Annotated in this window: 15 protein-coding genes; 11 read left to right on the top strand and 4 right to left on the bottom strand. The window is 64.3% G+C overall.

Annotated features, from left to right (window positions below; genetic code table 11):
• Positions 1-206 precede the first annotated feature (206 nt).
• The 8 genes from ACIPW4_RS25410 (at position 207) to ACIPW4_RS25375 (ending at position 9339) form a co-directional block, all read left to right on the top strand.
• Positions 207-941, top strand: coding sequence for a gluconate 2-dehydrogenase subunit 3 family protein (locus tag ACIPW4_RS25410; protein ID WP_400662930.1), 735 nt, complete (start codon positions 207-209; stop codon positions 939-941).
• Between the two features lie 3 nt (positions 942-944).
• Positions 945-2729 carry a GMC family oxidoreductase gene (locus ACIPW4_RS25405; protein WP_400662928.1) on the top strand — a complete coding sequence of 595 codons (1785 nt, stop codon included), beginning with the start codon at positions 945-947 and terminating at the stop codon, positions 2727-2729.
• 12 nt (positions 2730-2741) lie between these two features.
• Entirely contained in the window at positions 2742-3980 is a 1239-nt protein-coding gene (locus tag ACIPW4_RS25400; protein WP_400662925.1) for a c-type cytochrome, read from the top strand.
• Between the two features lie 212 nt (positions 3981-4192).
• Positions 4193-5215 (top strand): LacI family DNA-binding transcriptional regulator, encoded by a 1023-nt coding sequence (locus ACIPW4_RS25395; protein ID WP_400662924.1) that lies wholly within the window; start codon positions 4193-4195, stop codon positions 5213-5215.
• A 70-nt stretch (positions 5216-5285) separates the two neighbouring features.
• Complete coding sequence (locus ACIPW4_RS25390) at positions 5286-6065, top strand: sugar phosphate isomerase/epimerase family protein (RefSeq protein ID WP_400662923.1); 780 nt, start codon at positions 5286-5288, stop codon at positions 6063-6065.
• Positions 6058-7008, top strand: a complete 951-nt coding sequence (locus tag ACIPW4_RS25385; RefSeq protein WP_400662921.1) for a sugar kinase — start codon at positions 6058-6060, stop codon at positions 7006-7008. The genes ACIPW4_RS25390 and ACIPW4_RS25385 overlap by 8 nt, the downstream gene beginning before the upstream one ends.
• A 63-nt stretch (positions 7009-7071) precedes the next feature.
• Positions 7072-8364, top strand: a complete 1293-nt coding sequence (locus ACIPW4_RS25380; RefSeq protein WP_400662919.1) for an MFS transporter — start codon at positions 7072-7074, stop codon at positions 8362-8364.
• A gap of 9 nt (positions 8365-8373) precedes the next feature.
• On the top strand, positions 8374-9339 hold the full coding sequence (locus ACIPW4_RS25375; RefSeq protein ID WP_400662918.1) for a 2-hydroxyacid dehydrogenase: 966 nt from the start codon (positions 8374-8376) through the stop codon (positions 9337-9339).
• 31 nt (positions 9340-9370) lie between these two features.
• On the opposite strand, the gene ACIPW4_RS25370 is transcribed toward ACIPW4_RS25375, so the two are convergent.
• Positions 9371-13144, bottom strand: a complete 3774-nt coding sequence (locus ACIPW4_RS25370; RefSeq protein ID WP_400662917.1) for a CheR family methyltransferase — start codon at positions 13142-13144, stop codon at positions 9371-9373.
• A 277-nt stretch (positions 13145-13421) separates the two neighbouring features.
• Between ACIPW4_RS25370 and ACIPW4_RS25365 the strand changes: the two genes are divergently transcribed.
• Together ACIPW4_RS25365 and ACIPW4_RS25360 are read left to right on the top strand one after the other, a co-directional pair.
• Positions 13422-13637 (top strand): general stress protein, encoded by a 216-nt coding sequence (locus ACIPW4_RS25365; RefSeq protein WP_103447403.1) that lies wholly within the window; start codon positions 13422-13424, stop codon positions 13635-13637.
• A gap of 226 nt (positions 13638-13863) precedes the next feature.
• Positions 13864-14133, top strand: a complete 270-nt coding sequence (locus ACIPW4_RS25360) for a DUF6555 family protein (RefSeq protein ID WP_400663046.1) — start codon at positions 13864-13866, stop codon at positions 14131-14133.
• Positions 14134-14137: 4 nt separating this feature from the next.
• Here the strand turns inward: ACIPW4_RS25360 and ACIPW4_RS25355 are convergent, their stop codons facing one another.
• Together ACIPW4_RS25355 and ACIPW4_RS25350 are read right to left on the bottom strand one after the other, a co-directional pair.
• Positions 14138-14308, bottom strand: a complete 171-nt coding sequence (locus ACIPW4_RS25355) for a hypothetical protein (RefSeq protein ID WP_400662915.1) — start codon at positions 14306-14308, stop codon at positions 14138-14140.
• 151 nt (positions 14309-14459) lie between these two features.
• On the bottom strand, positions 14460-15074 hold the full coding sequence (locus tag ACIPW4_RS25350; RefSeq protein WP_400662913.1) for a LuxR C-terminal-related transcriptional regulator: 615 nt from the start codon (positions 15072-15074) through the stop codon (positions 14460-14462).
• 116 nt (positions 15075-15190) lie between these two features.
• Here ACIPW4_RS25350 and ACIPW4_RS25345 point away from each other — a divergent pair, with 116 nt between their 5' ends.
• On the top strand, positions 15191-16831 hold the full coding sequence (locus tag ACIPW4_RS25345) for a hybrid sensor histidine kinase/response regulator (protein WP_400662910.1): 1641 nt from the start codon (positions 15191-15193) through the stop codon (positions 16829-16831).
• Here the strand turns inward: ACIPW4_RS25345 and ACIPW4_RS25340 are convergent.
• Positions 16818-17117, bottom strand: coding sequence for a hypothetical protein (locus ACIPW4_RS25340; protein WP_400662908.1), 300 nt, complete (start codon positions 17115-17117; stop codon positions 16818-16820). The genes ACIPW4_RS25345 and ACIPW4_RS25340 overlap by 14 nt on opposite strands.
• Positions 17118-17340: the final 223 nt, after the last annotated feature.

The raw sequence follows: 17340 nt of genomic DNA, 5'->3' as shown, positions 1-17340 counted from the left end.
CAGCGCTGAAATACTGGGGCTGCTGCGCAGCCCTTTCGCGACACAAGGCCGCTCCTACAAAGCGGGGTGTCAAGGCACTAAATGTCGCAGGGCATGAAACCGGTTTCAAAAGATGTCCAAACCCGCTAGATTACGCGGCTTTTCCGGCCCGACCGGACACCAGATGGCGCAATCCAAGGCCGCCCCAATGCTGATGAGGACCCCAAATGCCTGACCACGCCCCCGACAACCCGCGCCGGGACTTCCTGCGCAAGACGTTGACGTTGATCCCGGTAGTTACTGTCGCCAGTACCGGCCTCGGTGCCAGCCAGCTGCTGGCTGAACCCGTGCGCGAACCCAAGGTGCCGGCCACGCCGCCGGCTGGCAACTATCAGCCGACCTTCTTCACCGCCGAAGAATGGGCCTTCGTGCAAGCGGCCGTGTCGCGCATCATCCCCGCCGACGAACTCGGCCCGGGCGCGCTGGAAGCGGGCGCCGCCGAGTTCATCGACCGCCAGATGAACACCCCGTACGCCACCGGCGCCCAGTGGTACATGCAAGGCCCGTTCAAGGCCGATGCCGCCCCCGAGCTCGGCTACCAGCTGCAACTCAGCCCGCAACAGATCTACCGCCTGGGCATCGCGGCCACGGAGGCCTGGTGCAAGAACGCCAGCGGTAAAACCTTTGCCGAGCAAGATAGCGCTACCCGAGACAGGATTCTCGGCAAGATCGAAACCGGAGAGGTCGTTTTCGAGCAGTTGCCGGCCAAGGTGTTCTTCAGCCTGCTGGTGCAGAACACTCGCGAGGGCTTCTTCTGCGACCCGATTCACGGCGGCAACAAAGGTATGGTCGGCTGGACGCAGATCGGCTTCCCGGGCGCCCGGGCAGATTTCATGGACTGGGTCGAGCGCAACGAGCCTTACCCGTTCCCGGCGGTTTCGATTCGTGGCGAGAGGGCGTAAGGCATGGCCAACGCAATGAAGAAAGTCGACGCAGTGATTGTCGGCTTCGGCTGGGCCGGCGCGATCATGGCCAAGGAACTCACCGAAGCCGGGCTGCAGGTGGTGGCGCTGGAACGCGGGCCGATGCAGGACACCTACCCGGACGGCAGCTACCCGCAGGTGATCGACGAGCTGACCTACAGCGTGCGCAAGAAGCTGTTCGTCGATGTGTCGAAAGAGACCGTCACCATCCGCCACAGCGTCAACGACGTCGCGCTGCCCAACCGCCAGCTCGGCGCCTTCCTGCCGGGCAAGGGCGTGGGTGGCGCGGGCCTGCACTGGTCGGGCGTGCACTTTCGGGTCGACCCGATGGAGCTGCGCATGCGCAGCCACTACGAGGAACGCTACGGCAAGCGCTTCATCCCCGAAGGCATGACCATCCAGGACTTTGGCGTCAGCTACGAGGAACTGGAACCCCATTTCGACTTCGCCGAGAAAGTGTTCGGCACCTCGGGCCAGGCCTGGACCGTCAACGGCAAGCGGGTGGGCGAAGGGAAGGGCGGCAACCCCTATGCACCTGACCGCTCCAACCCGTTCCCGCTGGAATCGCAGAAGAACGTGGTGTCGGCCAAGCTGTTCGCAAGAGCCGCCGCCAGCCTCGGCTACAAACCGTACAACCTGCCGTCGGCCAACACCTCCGGGCCGTACACCAACCCTTACGGCGCTCAGATGGGGCCGTGCAACTTTTGCGGGTTCTGCAGCGGCTACGTCTGCTACATGTACTCCAAGGCCTCGCCGAACGTGAACATCCTGCCGGCGCTGCGCCAGGTGCCGAACTTCGAGCTGCGCGCCAACGCCCATGTGTTGCGGGTCAACCTTGACGACAGCAAGCGCAAGGCCACCGGCGTGACCTACATCGACGCCCAGGGCCGTGAAGTGGAGCAGCCGGCGGATATTGTCATCCTCGCCGCCTTCCAGTTCAACAATGTGCGCCTGATGCTGCTGTCCGGCATCGGCAAGCCCTATGACCCGGTCAAGAACGAAGGCGTGGTCGGGCGCAACTTCGCCTACCAGAACATGGGCACGGTCAAGGCGTTCTTCGATAAGGACACCTACACCAACAACTTCATCGGTGCCGGCGGCAACGGCGTGGCCATCGACGATTTCAACGCCGACAACTTCGACCACGGGCCGCACGGCTTCGTCGGCGGCTCGCCGATGTGGGTCAACCAGGCCGGCAGCCGGCCGATCGCCGGGGTCGCCAACCCGCCAGGCACGCCGGCCTGGGGCAGCGCCTGGAAGAAGGCCACTGCTGACTACTACACCCACCAGGTGTCGATGGACGCCCACGGCGCGCACCAGTCGTACCGCAGCAACTACCTCGACCTCGACCCGACCTACCGCGATGCCTACGGCCAGCCCCTGTTGCGCATGACCTTCGACTGGCAGGAGAACGACATCAGGATGAACCAGTTCATGGTCGACAAGCTGAGCAAGATCGCCCAGGCGATGAACCCCAAGTCCATCGCCATGCTCGGCAAGAAGGTCAAGGAACACTTCAACACCGCCAGCTACCAGACCACCCACCTCAACGGTGGCGCGATCATGGGCACAGACCCGAAGACAAGCGCTTTGAATCGCTACCTGCAGAGCTGGGATGTGCACAACGTGTTCGTCCCCGGTGCCTCGGCGTTCCCCCAGGGCCTGGGCTACAACCCCACGGGCCTGGTCGCCGCGCTGACCTACTGGTCGGCCCGGGCGATCCGCGAGCAGTACCTGAAAAACCCCGGCCCACTGGTCCAGGCTTGAGGAGCGATGCACATGAAGAACCTGTTGATCGCAACTCTGCTGCTGGGCGCTGCTGCGCCAGCCCACGCCGACGAGGCCCTGGTGAAGAAGGGCGAGTACCTGGCCCGCGCCGGTGACTGCGTGGCCTGCCATACCGCCAAGGGCGGCAAACCCTTCGCTGGCGGGCTGCCGATGGAAACCCCGATCGGCACGGTGTACTCCACCAACATCACGCCGCACGCCAGCGGCATCGGCCAGTACAGTTTCACCGACTTTGACCAGGCCGTGCGCAAAGGCATCGGCAAAGACGGCAGCACCTTGTACCCGGCCATGCCGTACCCGTCCTACGCACGGGTCAGCGACGACGACATGCAGGCGCTGTACGCGTACTTCATGCAAGGCGTCGCGCCGGTCGCCCAGCCCAACAAGCCGACCGACATCCCGTGGCCGTTGAGCATGCGCTGGCCACTGTCGATCTGGCGCGGGCTGTTCGCCCCTGACGTGCGGGCCTGGCAGGCCCCAGCGGGCGCGGACCCGGTGGTCAGCCGCGGCGCGTACCTGGTCGAGGGCCTTGGGCATTGTGGTGCCTGCCACACCCCGCGCGCCCTGACCATGCAGGAACAGGCGCTGAGCCCGGCCGATGGCGAGCAGTTCCTGGCCGGCAGTGCGCCGCTCGAAGGCTGGATCGCCAAAAACCTGCGTGGCGATCACAAGGATGGCCTGGGCAGTTGGAGCGAGGCGCAGTTGGTGCAGTTCCTCAAGACCGGGCGTAGCGATCGCAGCGCGGTGTTCGGTGGCATGAGCGATGTGGTCGAGCACAGCATGCAGCACCTGAGCGATGCCGACCTGAGCGCCATCGCCCGCTACCTGAAGACGCTGCCGCCGAGCAACCCGAACGACAAGCCGCACGTGTACGACAAGCAGGTGGCCGAGGCCCTGTGGCAGGGCGACGACAGCAAGCCGGGTGCGTCGGTGTACATCGACAACTGCGCGGCCTGCCACCGTACCGATGGCCACGGCTATACCCGGGTGTTCCCGGCGCTGGCGGGCAACCCTGTGGTGCAGACGGACGATGCCACCTCGCTGATCCATGTGGTGTTGGCGGGCGGCACGGTGCCGGCGACCCATGCGGCGCCGTCGAACTTCACCATGCCGGCGTTCGGCTGGCGCTTGAGTGACCAGGAAGTGGCGGATGTGGTGAACTTCATTCGCAACAGCTGGGGCAACCAGGGCAGTGCCGTGAGCGCCAGTGATGTGAAAACCCTCCGTTAACCCCAACCTATCCCTTGCAGGAGCGGCCTTGTGTCGCGGAAGGGGTGCGAAGCAGCCCCAGGATTGCGGTGCAAAAGCTGACTTTGCCGGGGCCGCTGCGCGGCCCTTTCGCGACACAAGGCCGCTCCTACAGGTTGACGAGTGCCTGAAGTTCTGCTGTATTGAAACCGGTTTCATTCAGTGTCACCGACAACAATCACAAGGGACTCGCAATGACCGATTCACCCTCCAGCGCCCGCGAGCGGGTCACCATCAGCGAAGTGGCACGTGTGGCCGGGGTGTCCAAGGCCACGGTCTCGCGCTACATCGGCGGCGATCGACAGCTGCTGGCGGACGCCACCGCCAAGCGCCTGGAAGAGGTCATCGAGCGCCTGGGCTACCGGCCCAATCAGATGGCGCGCGGCCTCAAGCGTGGTCAGACACGCCTGATCGGCATGCTCGTGGCCGATATCCTCAACCCCTACTCAGTGGCCGTGATGCATGGCGTGGAAACCGCCTGCCGCCAGCACGGCTACAGCCTGGTGGTGTGCAACACCAACCGCGACGACGAGCAGGAGCGCCATCACCTCACGGCCCTGCAGTCCTACAACGTCGAAGGGCTGATCGTGAACACCCTTGGCCGCCACCCTGGCGAACTGCTCAATCTGCGGCGCGACATTCCCATGGTGCTGGTCGACCGGCAGCTGCCGGAGCTCAAGGTCGACCTGGTCGGCCTGGACAACGCCGATGCCATCGAGCAGGCCTTGGACCACCTGCAGGCGCGGGGCTACCGCGATATTCTCGCGGTTACCGAACCGCTGGATGGCACCAGCTCGCGCCTGGAGCGGGTGCAGGCCTTTACCGCGTCGATCAGCAACCGCAATGGCATGCGCCAACAACTGCTGGAAGTCGATGCGGGTTTGCCGGCCAAGCTCGGCGCCTTCCTGGCCAGCAAGGGCCACGGCCCACAGGCGATCTTCACCTTCAACGGCGTGGCCACCTTGGCGGTTACCCGGGTACTGCACGATTCAGGCTGCAAACTGTTCAGCGAAGTGGGCCTGATCGCCCTCGATGAACTGGACTGGTACCCCTTGGTCGGTAGCGGCATCACCGCACTGGCCCAGCCCACCGAGCGTATCGGCGTGGCCGCTTTCGAGTGCCTGCTCGAACGCCTGCGCGGCGGCAATGACGCGCCTCGACGCATCGATTTCAAGGCACAGCTGATCACTCGAGGTTCCACTCAAGCACAGGAATAACCTGCGGGCAGCCAGACTGCCCGCATTGCTCCAACCTAAAAATGAAACCGGTTTCATAAGGACAAGAACAATGCACGCGAACCCCGTTTCCATCAGTCTCTCCAGCTACGGCGCCAGTCTTGTGCGCCAACGTGGCCAGATGAGCTTTACCGGACTGCTTGCGGCAGCTGGCGTCAGTCGCATCGAACTGCGTGAAGAGTTGTTCGACGAAGCGCCCGAGATCGACGCACTGACCGCAGCGATCGCCGCTTGCGGTCTGGAGTGCCTGTATTCCTCGCCGCTGGAGCTGTGGACGGCGCAAGGCGAGCCCGCCCCGCAACTGCCTGCGAAGCTGGCGCTGGCCAAGGCCCTGGGCGCAGTGGCGCTGAAGGTTTCACTGGGGCATTACCATGAGCAATGCGATGTCAGTGCCTTGCAGGCAATGCTGCGCGAGGGCGATCCTGTGTTGCTGGTGGAAAATGACCAGACCCCACAAGGCGGGCGCATCGAACCGCTGTTGCGGTTCTTCCAGCATGCGCAGGGCTGGGCGCTGCCACTGGGCATGACGTTCGACATCGGCAACTGGCAGTGGCAGGGCGAATCCGCTTTGCAGGCCGCACGCCAGCTCGGCCGCTGGGTGCGCTACGTGCACTGCAAGGCCGTGCAGCAAGGCACAGATGGCCGCTTGCACGCTGTACCGCCGAAAGCTGCCGACCTGCTGGCCTGGGAAGCGTTGTTCGACGAATTCAGCCCCGGGCTGGTGCGTGCAGTCGAATACCCGTTGGTAAGCGATGACCTGTTGGCGCTTACCCGTGCTCAGGTACATAACCTGGCACGGCTGGGCCTGCGCGAGGAGGTGAGCCATGCTTGAGCATGACGTGCTGTGTTTCGGCGAAACCATGGCCATGTTCGTTGCCGAGCACAGCGGTGACCTGGCCAGTGTCGGCACCTTCGGCAAACGCATCGCCGGCGCCGACAGCAACGTTGCCATCGGCCTGGCCCGCCTGGGCTTTCGCGTGCGCTGGCTGAGCCGGGTCGGTGATGACTCGCTGGGGCGTTTCGTGCTCGCCAGCTTGCGCGAGGAAGGCCTGGATTGCAGCCGTGTCGAAATCGACGGCAGCCGGCCGACCGGCTTTCAGCTGAAAAGCCGCTGCGATGATGGCAGTGACCCGGTTGTTGAGTACTTTCGCAGCGACTCCGCTGCCAGCCGCCTTTGCACCGCGCTGCTCGATCCGGCGCTGCTGCATGCCCGCCACCTGCATGCCACGGGCATTCCACCGGCGTTGTCGGCCAGTTGCCGGGCACTGTCCCATGCCCTGATCGACGGCATGCGCGCGGCCGGGCGCAGTATTTCCTTCGACCCGAACCTGCGCCCGTCGCTATGGCCAGACCGCACGACCATGGTCCGTGAAATCAACGCCCTGGCCATAAAGGCCCACTGGGTCCTGCCGGGATTGGAAGAAGGCCGTTTGCTGACCGGCCAGCACAGGCCCGCCGACATCGCTGCCTTCTACCTCGACCAGGGGGTGGAGCATGTGGTGATCAAGCTTGGCGATGCGGGTGCCTACTACCGCACCAGCTGCGGCTCGGGGCAGGTCGCCCCAGTGCCGGTGGCCCAGGTGGTGGACACCGTGGGTGCTGGCGATGCTTTTGCCGTCGGCGTGGTCAGCGCGTTGCTCGAAGGCCGCCCGCTGGCCGACGCGGTGGCGCGCGGCAACTGGTGCGGCAGCCGCGCCGTGCAGTCGCGTGGCGACATGGAAGGCCTGCCACACCGCTACCAACTGCAAGCGCACGAACTGCGCAGAAGTGCCTGAATCGCTGATCGCCGGCATGCCGGCCCTGTTGCGACAAAAACAACAAGCTCAGGAGAACGTTTCATGCAACCTACCCGCCTCGCACCACGCCGCTGGTGGTACATCATCCCGATCGTCTTCATCACTTACAGCCTGGCCTACCTGGACCGTGCCAACTACGGCTTTGCCGCTGCCTCGGGCATGGCCGATGACCTGAAGATCACACCCGTGCTGTCCTCGCTGCTGGGGGCGCTGTTCTTCCTCGGTTATTTCTTCTTCCAGGTACCCGGCGCGATCTACGCCGAGAAACGCAGCGTGAAGAAGCTGATCTTCGTCAGCCTGATTTTCTGGGGCGCCCTGGCGACCCTGACCGGGATGATCAGCAACGTCTACCTGCTGATTGCCATCCGCTTCCTGCTCGGCGTGGTGGAAGCTGCAGTGATGCCGGCCATGCTGGTGTACCTGTGCCACTGGTTCACCCGTGCCGAACGTTCGCGGGCCAACACCTTCCTGATGCTCGGCAACCCGGTGACCATCCTGTGGATGTCGGTGGTGTCGGGCTACCTGATCAAGCACTTCGACTGGCGCTGGATGTTCATCATCGAGGGGCTGCCGGCGGTGCTCTGGGCGTTCATCTGGTGGCGCCTGGTGGATGACCGGCCAGCCCAGGTGACGTGGCTGAGCGAACAGGAAAAGGCCAGCCTGCAGCAGGCCCTGGCCGCCGAGCAGCAGGGTATCAAGCCGGTGAAGAACTACCGTGAGGCGTTCCGCTCGCCACAGGTGATCGTGCTGTCGCTGCAGTACTTCTGCTGGAGTATCGGTGTGTATGGCTTCGTGCTGTGGTTGCCGTCGATCCTCAAGCAGGCGGCCAATGTCGATATCGTCGAGGCTGGCTGGCTGGCGTCGGTGCCGTACATGGCAGCAGTGCTGGGCATGGTCGGTGTGTCCTGGGCGTCGGACCGGCTGCAGAAGCGCAAGCGCTTCGTCTGGCCACCGCTACTGATCGCCGCCGTGGCGTTCTATGGCTCCTACGCACTGGGCACCGAGCATTTCTGGCTGTCCTATGGGCTGCTGGTGATTGCCGGCGCCTGCATGTATGCACCTTATGGCCCGTTCTTCGCCATCGTACCGGAGATCTTGCCGAGCAACGTCGCCGGAGGGGCCATGGCGCTGATCAACAGCATGGGCGCGCTGGGCTCGTTCGGTGGCTCGTGGCTGGTGGGCTATCTCAACGGCGCCACCGGTGGCCCGGGTGCCTCCTACCTGTTCATGTCGGGGGCGTTGCTGACCGCAGTGGCGCTGACCGCCGTACTGAAAACTTCACAGACCTCAGGCCGGGCCAAGCGCGGCGGCCCACACCTGGCCATGAGCCAATAGGGAGCTGCAATGAAGAAACGCATCGTGTTGTACAAACGCCTGTCCGACGCCTTGTTGGCCAAGCTGGAGGAACAGGTGGAGGTGACCTGGGTGGACACCGGCGCCGCAGATGGCCTGGCGCGCTTGCGCGATGCCTTGCCGGGGGCGCATGGCCTGCTGGGTGCCAGTCTGCGCCTGGACCGCGATCTGCTCGACCTGGCACCGCAGCTGGAGGTGATTTCCAGCGTCTCGGTGGGGGTCGACAACTATGACATCGCTGACCTGACGCGGCGCGGGGTGATGCTGACCAACACCCCCGATGTACTGACAGAAACCACAGCCGATACCGGCTTCGCGCTGATCCTGGCCACCGCCAGGCGCGTGGCCGAACTGGCCAGCTGGGTACGTGGGGGGCACTGGAAGGCCAGCCTGGGGCCGGCGCACTTCGGTACCGATGTGCATGGCAAGACGCTGGGCATCGTTGGCATGGGGCGCATTGGTGAAGCGTTGGCGCGGCGTGGCGCTGCGGGGTTCGGCATGCGTGTGCTCTACCACAGTTCGCGGGCCAAGCCTGCCGTGGAAGCGCGCTATGCCGCACATTACTGCAGCCTGGAGGCGCTGCTGGCCGAGGCGGACTACGTGTGCCTGACCGTACCGCTCAGTGCCAGCACCGAGGGCCTGATCGGCGCCCGTGAGCTGGGGTTGATGAAGCCCGAAGCGATACTGGTGAACATCGCCCGTGGGCGGGTGGTGGATGAAGCCGCGTTGGTCGAGGCGCTGCAAGAGAAGCGGATTCGCGGGGCCGGGCTGGATGTATTCGTGCAGGAGCCATTGGCTGCCGGTTCACCTCTGCTGCAGCTCGACAATGTGGTGGCGACGCCGCATATCGGCTCTGCAACCCATGAAACACGAGAGGCCATGGCGCGCTGTGCGGTGGACAACCTGTTGAGTGCCTTGGCAGGCCAGCGTCCGCCGAATCTGGTCAATCCGACCTGAACGAGCCTGCAGGTCTACAGCGCGCGAGCCCTCAGTAACGCACTGAACCGCTGAGGCTCTCGATGGCCTCGACCAGCTCGTCATAGCCCACCGGCTTGTTCAGATGGCGATCGAAGCCGGACTGGCGCGACTTGTGCTGGTCGGCGCTGGCACCGTAGCCGGTGAGGGCAATCGCCGGCGTATGGCGCAGATGGGCGTAGCCGCGCAGGGCTTTGATCAGCGCGTGGCCGTCCATGACCGGCATGCCGATGTCGGAGATGATCACGTCATAGTCGCCACTGGCTGCAGCTTCCAGCGCCTTGGTCGGATCGCTGTAGGCCGCAACCACGGCGCTCTCCATCTCCAGCAGTTCCTGCATGACCTCCAGCACTTCCACCGAATCGTCGACCAGCAATATCGTGGTGCCCTGCAGCCGCCCCTCGCTGAGCGCCTCGGTGGCGTCGGAACGCGGTCGCAGCCCGGCGTCGCACAGCGGCAGGCGCACGGTGAAGGTGCAGCCCTTGCCCGGGCCTGCCGAGGTGGCCTGCACACTGCCGCCATGGGCCTCGGCAAGCTGGCGTACCAGGGACAGGCCGATGCCGAGGCCTTCCCGGCCATGGATGGCCGGCTGCGGCGCCGCCTGGCTGAACAGGTCGAAGATGTGCTCCAGGCTGTTGTGGTCGAGTCCCACACCCTGGTCGATCACCTGCAGCTGGGCGTGCGCCTGATCATGGCTCAGTACAAGGCGAATGTCGCTGCTTGGGGGGCTGAACTTCAGGGCGTTGTTCAACAGGTTCCAGATGATCTGCTCCAGGCGCGTCACGTCGCCTTCGATCATCAAGGGCAGCGCGTCGGCAGGTTGCTCCAGGTACACAGGGCACGGGTGCTGTTCGCTCAGCACCACGGCATGGATGCCCTGGACGATGACGCCGAGGTCGACCGGCGCCGTCTTGAGCTTGAGCTTGCCCGTGCGAATGCGTGCGACATCGAGCAGGTCATCGATGATCCGCGCCTGGCTGGACACCGCCTCGCAGATTGTGCTGACGGCTTTGCTGGCGGCGCCGATGCCCTTGAGCGCAGGCAGCCGGCGGAGGATTTCGGCATTGAGCTGAATCAGGTTGAGTGGGTGCTTGAGCTCGTGGGACATCACGGCGAAGAACTCGTCCTTCATGTGGCTGGAGCTCTGCGATTCGGCCAGTTGCTTGCTCAGGCGCTCCTCACCCAGGCGCACTTGCTCTTCGGCAGCGTGGTTCTTGCTGATATCGATGAAGGTCAGCACCGTGCCGTCGATCTTCTGTTCGCTGGACCGGTAGGGCAGCAGGCGTGCCAGGTACCAGTGCTCGCCGTGGCCGCCGATCTCGCGTTCGATGATGGTCTCGCCCTTGGCCACGGCACGGGCGTCATCGGCCAGGGCCGGGTAGTCGAGGCGGTGGGTGATGTCCAGCAGCGAGCGGCCGGTGTCCACCGGCAGCATGTTGAACAGGTCGGTGGCGCGCGGGGTGAACCAGCGGATATGCAGGTTACGGTCGACGAACACCGTGGCGATGTCGGTGGAAGCGATCAGGTTGCTCAGGTAGTCATTGACCTTGTCGGTCTCCTCGACCTTGTTCTTGAGTTCATAGTTGACCGTGAGCAGTTCCTCGTTGATCGATTGCAGCTCTTCCTTGCTGGTTTCCAGCTCTTCGCTGGCCGAGCGCAGTTCTTCGTTGATCGCCTGCATTTCTTCGTTGGAGGCGGTCAGTTCTTCGCTGGAAATCTCCGATTGTTCGATGGTTTCCTGCAGTTGCAGGCGAGTGCGCTGCAGTTCCCGTTCGAGGTTGTGCAGCACCATGCTGTCGGTCTGGCGGATCACGCCGGGCAGTGGCAATGACGGGTCGGGCGCACGCTCTTCGATCACCACCAGCAGGCATTCGCTGTCGCTAAGCTCATCCCTGTAGGGTTGCACGGTGATTTCGACTTGCTGTCTGTGCTCACCTTCCCCGAAATCGACCGGCCGCGAGGTCACCGCCTCGGTGCCCTGACGGGCCTGGAACAGGGTACTGCGCAAGGTCAGGCGCAAGGTTGGCAGCACCAGGTTGAGCAAGTTGCGGCTGGGCTCGCCCCCGGCCAGTTGCAGGTACCGCCCGACGCCCTCGCTCATGTGCAGGATATTGCCATCACCGTCGACGATCAGGCTGGGCGGCGTACGCCGGGCCAGGGCGCGGTGGTGCACTTCGGCATAGGATGGCTTGCGACCCGGTTTGGCCTTGGGCTGGGTGCCCTGGGCCAGGCTGGCCATGCCCGTGCCGGGCAGCTGCCGCCCTGAGCTGCGGCTGGCGGGGCTGACGTCGCGGGCACGGAAAATCCGGTTGCGCTTGTCCACGGGGGTGAACAGCTCACCGGCCACGTCGGCAGACTCCGAGGTGCCAAGGAACAGGAACCCGCCCCTGCGCAGGGCGAAATGGAACATCCGCAGAATATCCTGCTGCACTTCACGGTCCAGATAGATCAGCAGGTTGCGGCAGACGATCAGGTCGATCTGCGAGAACGGCGGGTCGGACAGCAGGTTGTGACGGGCGAACAGGACTTTTTCCCGGACTTCCTTGCGTACCCGGTAATGCTGGTCTTCGTTGACGAAGAACTGGCGCAGGCGGGTGGGCGGCACGTCGGTGACGATCGCCTCCGGGTAGGTACCCGTGCGGGCGATGCCGATGGCGCGCTCATCAAGGTCGGTGGCGAAGACCTGCACCTTGCTGGCGCGTTGCTCCAGTGCCAGTTGCTCGCCGACCAGCATGGCCAGGCTGTAGGCTTCTTCGCCCGTGGAGCAGCCCGCCGACCAGACGCGGATTTCGCCGCTGTCCTCGCCTTGGCTGGCCAGTTGCGGCATCACCAGGCGCTCGAGTGCTTCGAAGGCCTCACGGTCGCGGAAGAAGTTGGTCACACCGATCAGCATGTCGCCCAGCAACGCGGTGGCTTCACCCGCGTTCTGCTCCAGATAGCGCAGGTAACCACCCAGGTCGGTCTGCCCGGTGACATGCAGGCGCCGCTCGATACGCCGCAACACGGTCGCGCGCTTGTAGTGCTGGAAGTCGTGGCCGGTGGCGGTCCGCAGTTGCAGCAGGATTTCTTCGAGCAAGGGCTCGGCGGCCTGGGCATCGCCGCTGCGGCTGCCGAGGGACGGCGGCAGCGAATCGTCCTCGATTTCCGGCAGCTTGACCTGGCGGGCGGTGCGCCATAGCTCCAGGAGCTTTTGCGGTATTTCCGCAGCGGGCAGCACCAGGTCGACCATGCCGGTTTCGATGGCAGCGCGCGGCATGCTGTCGTACTGGGCGTCGTCCGGGGTCTGCACCAGGGTCACGCCGCCTTGCTCCTTGATGCGCGACAGGCCTACCGCGCCATCGGCGCCGGTACCCGACAACACCACGCAGAAGGCGTGGTCCTTGTGCACGTCGGCCAGGTCGCGGAAGAACAGGTCGATGGCCACGTGGTCACCCCGTCGGCGGTTGGCCGGGGTCACGCGCAGGTAGCCGTCGTTGGTGGAAAGGCGGTTGGCCGGCGAAATCACGTAGACATGGTTGCGCTCGATCGGGACGGGCTCGGTGACCTGGCGCACCGGCATGGGGGTGGCCTCCTGAATGATCCGGTCGGCCACGCTCTGATGGTCCGGCGACAGGTGCAGCACCACCACGAAGGCCATTCCGCAATCGCCGGGCATCTGCTGGAAGAACGTGCGGATGGCTTCCAGGCCACCGGCCGAGGCGCCTATGCCGACCACCGGAAAATCCAGGTGGCTGGGGCTCAGCGCAGGGTTCTGCGGCGATGCGGGTTGCTCAGGGGACGACGTCATGGAGATGCCTTGTGCAGACCTGGAGGTTGGCCCTTCGAAGCATCGCCGGGCAGGTTGACGGCCATTATAGAGCGCGGCCGCTTGAAGTTGTGACCGTTACCACCCAGAAAAATTGCCCGCCTGATACCTGCGGCACAAGCTTTTATACCAAGGTCGTTTCGCGCCACCGGTCAGCCAGGCGCAATCCGATTGAGCAGACCTTCTCATCGCCTGTTCGGAACCAAGGCATGGCAACGTTTCATGCGCTCAACCCATCCGCATCGCAAGGAGAAACGACATGGCTGGTGATCAACAACGGACTGGACAACGTGGCGGCACCAAGGAAACCAACCCAGGCAACTTCGCCAATGACCGCGAGCGCGCTTCGCGTGCCGGCCACAAAGGCGGCCAGGCGTCTGGCGGCAACTTCGCCAACGACCGGCAACGGGCATCGGAGGCTGGCCGCAAGGGCGGGCAGAACAGCCATGGCGGAGGCCGGCCGCATCAGCAGTAGCGGCGTTCGCTGAAGCCCGCCGGCACGGCTGGCGGGCCGCCTGACTGCACGTGAAGGAGACCGAAGCATGCGCGCCTTGACCTACCACGCGCTGTCGCAAGGTCATTCTGGTCCCAGGCGCCGCCCCAGATCCATTCCCTTGAATTGTTCGACAACTTTTTTGAATCTTTCCCGGAAGGCATCACTCAATGAAGAAGTCATCCATGGAGAAAAGGAGGGCGGCGTGATGCCTAGTCCGCAGCTTTACATTATCGATTACCAGCTGCACGGCGAACCGCGCAGTTTCATCATCCGGCTCGAGAAAATCGATAACGCCGAGGCTTGGCACTGGGCAAGTTGTGATGCAGGGATTGGCATCATCCCGAAATTCGGGCGTGAAAAGATCAGGAAGGTCAGCAGGCCGATGGCTGAGCGCTACGGGATTACCGCAGTGAGTTGGCGGGAATCCGGGAGCAAGCCCAGCCAGGCAGTGAGCGATTCGAGTATAACCAGCTGATCGTTCAGGCACCGGACTCGGGGTCGCTGGCAGGCACTCCGGGCCGGTTCTGATCGTCATCGGTCAGGTTCGGGACGGCATCCGGGTCGCCTGCCTGGTCGTTGCGCTGGTCCGGGTCCAGTTCCGGCCAGTCGTCTTGAGCACTACCCCCGCCCATTTCCAGTCGTACGTTCATGTCGGCACCTCACTCGTGGTGAAAAGGGCCCACCTTGGGGCAGGCCAGGTACAAGCGTGAGAGGCAGATCCGTTGACCCCCTCTCATTGATTGAGAGTGCCTGGCGCATGGCCCCGATCATTTCAAACGCCGGTTACACCGACCAGCGGCATCATGCCCCGCTGTATTTGACTGCTGCCGCAGTGCGAGAGGTGACATTGAGCGCCTTGAGCAGCGACGAAACGTGAATGCGTACGGTGAATGGCGAAATATCCAGGGCGCGGGCAATTTCCTTGTTGGTCTTGCCCTGGGCAATCAGGCGCAGCACCTCGTGCTGGCGGTGGGTGAGCTGTTCCAGTTCGCTGGCACTGCCCAGGTTCGGCAATAACCCGGAAGGGCTGTACCTGACCAGTACCTCTCCCTCTCTGATAGCCAGAATCGCCGCACCGAGCTCGTCGGGCGCGATGCTCTTGCCGATGAACCCATCGACCCCGCTGGCCATGACATGCTCGATCAGTGCCGGGTCGTCGACCATCGACACGATGATCAGGGTGGTACGACGCAACAGTTGGCGCAGTTCGGCCAGGCGCTCGATGCAGTCGAGCCCCGGGAAGCGCAGGTCGAGAATCAAGGTGTCTGGCGCCTCGCCCTGGCGGGTCAGCGCCAGTACCTGCTGCAGGTCGCCGGCTTCTTCGAGCTGCGCCTGGGGCAGTACCCTCTGCACGGTACGGACCATCGCTTCCCTGAACAGTGGATGGTCGTCCGCCACGATGATGCGGCACGTCACGTCCTGGCACTCCCTGTGAGCTTCGATCTTGCTGACCATGCTAATTTAGCAGCCGACAACGGCAAGCGTCGCGCCCAGCGGGCGTTTATGCGAGCCCGTGCACAAGGACGTCGACCATGGACTACAACAAGAACAACGAACTCGACCAGGCCAACCTGCGCGTCATCGTCGCCAGTTGCGCGCTGGTTTACATCACCGTGCTGGGTTTCCTGCCGGGCGAAGCGATCGACAGTTACCTGCCGGTCATTTATTACATCATCAGCTTCATTGTGTTGTCGCTCGGGCTGCGCCAGGCCATCGCCCGTTGGCCGGGGCATTACCCGTGGCGGCGGGTGCTGGGCATCGTGCACGACTACACCGGCACCTGCTTCGGCCTGGTGCTCGGCGGCGAAGCGGCGCTCCCCCTGTATGCGGTGATGGTCTGGGTCAACCTGGGCAATGGCATGCGCTTTGGCACCCGTTACCTGGCCATTGCCACGGTGCTGGCATTGACCGCGCTGGTGGCGGTGTATCAGCTCAACCCTTACTGGCAGGCCAACCCGTTCATGGTGTTGATGCTGCTCGTGACCAGTACGGTGATTCCGCTGTACGCCCACATGCTGCTGGAGCGCACCCGCAAGGCTTCGGAGCTGGCCATGGCCGCGACGCGGGAGAAATCGCGCTTTCTGGCCCAGGCCAGCCATGACCTGCGCCAACCGATCCATTCCATCGGCCTGTTTACCGCCTGCCTGCGTGAAGCGCCGCTGGCTGAGCAGGAGCGGCGGCTGGTGGACAGCATCGATCGCTCGCTGCTCAACGTGTCGCAGTTGTTCCGCTCGATCCTCGACCTGTACACCCTCGACAATGGCAGGGTGCAGCCGAAGTACGAGGTCTTTGCGGTGCATGAGTTTCTCGCCGAACTGTTGCGCCAGAACGCCGAAGCGGCGCGCTGGGCGGGCGTCGAGATGCGCTTGCGCCCCTGCGATTACTGGACCCGCGCCGACTGCGGCATGCTGGCGACCATGGTCCAGAACGTGCTCTCCAACAGCTTCAAGTACGCTGCCCAGCGGCCGCTGCTGATCGGCGTGCGACGCCAGGGTGAAGCGCTGGCCATCGTGGTCTATGACCAGGGGCGGGGGATCGACGAGACGCATCAGGGCTTGGTCTTCGAAGAGTTCTACCGGGTGCGCCAGGCGCGTGACAAGGATGTCGAAGGCGTCGGCCTGGGCCTTTCGATCGTCAAGCGCCTGGGGCATTTGATGGGTTTGCAAGTACAGCTGCGCTCGCAGGTGGGGCATGGCACGGCGGTCAGCCTGCAGGGCCTGCCGCGCCTGGCGGCGCAACCGGTGGCTCGGCACAGTGAACCGTCGCAGTTGCATGGCGCACTGCTCAGCGGCCTGAAGGTGTGCCTGGTGGAGGATGACCATAACGTTCTGCGTGCCACCTCGGCGCTGCTGCAGCGTTGGGGCTGTGAAGTGCAGGCGCACGCTTGGCCATTGGGCCTGGTCAGCGAGTGCGAGGTGATCGTCGCCGATTACGACCTGGGCCAGGACGCCACCGGGGTCGACTGCATCGACAGCTTGCGAGCGCAGCGCGGCTGGGCAGTGCCGGCCTTGATCATGACCGGGCATGACCTTGAGAAGATTCAGGCGATCGTGCATGGGCGCGATATCGCCATCCTGGCCAAGCCGGTGCGCCCGCCGGAATTGCGCGCGGCCCTGCGGGCCTTGCGCGAGGTAGCTGCGGGGCCGGAGCGCGGCGGCATTACTGCAGGATGATCGCCTGGCCTTCCTTCAGGCAGGACGGGGTGGGCTGGTAGAGGCCCATGCCGCCGACCGCGACGATGGCGCCGCTGGGGATCTGGCAGTTGAACTCGCCCTTGGCGGTGGTGGCGGTGTAGTAGGTGAGGGTGCTGTCGCTGCGCACGTTGGCGACCTTGCTGACCGGGGTGTTGAGCGCGAACTCGGCGCGCTCCTTGAGGGTCTGGTCGGAGGGATTTATGGTCTGGCAGCCGGCGACGGTGAACAGAACGGCAGCGCTCAGCAGGAGTTTGGCAGGTTTCATGGTGGATGGCTTCCTTGGCGTGGGGTGTGGCGGATGGCCGGACTATAGCGCCGAGGAGCGGGCAGGGCATTAGGGCGGATGTACGAGGTGGCTATGTGCCTTCGGCATTGCCACAATTGTTGTAGGAGCGGCCTTGCGTCGCGAAAGGGCCGCAAAGCGGCCCTGGCAATCATTGCGGCGAAGCTGAAAACCTGGGGCCGCTTCGCAGCCCTTTCGCGACGCA

It is taken from the genome of Pseudomonas sp. NPDC089996, from assembly GCF_044748405.1.
Classification (GTDB): Bacteria; Pseudomonadota; Gammaproteobacteria; order Pseudomonadales; family Pseudomonadaceae; genus Aquipseudomonas.
This window is presented reverse-complemented; position numbering and strand designations above follow the sequence as displayed.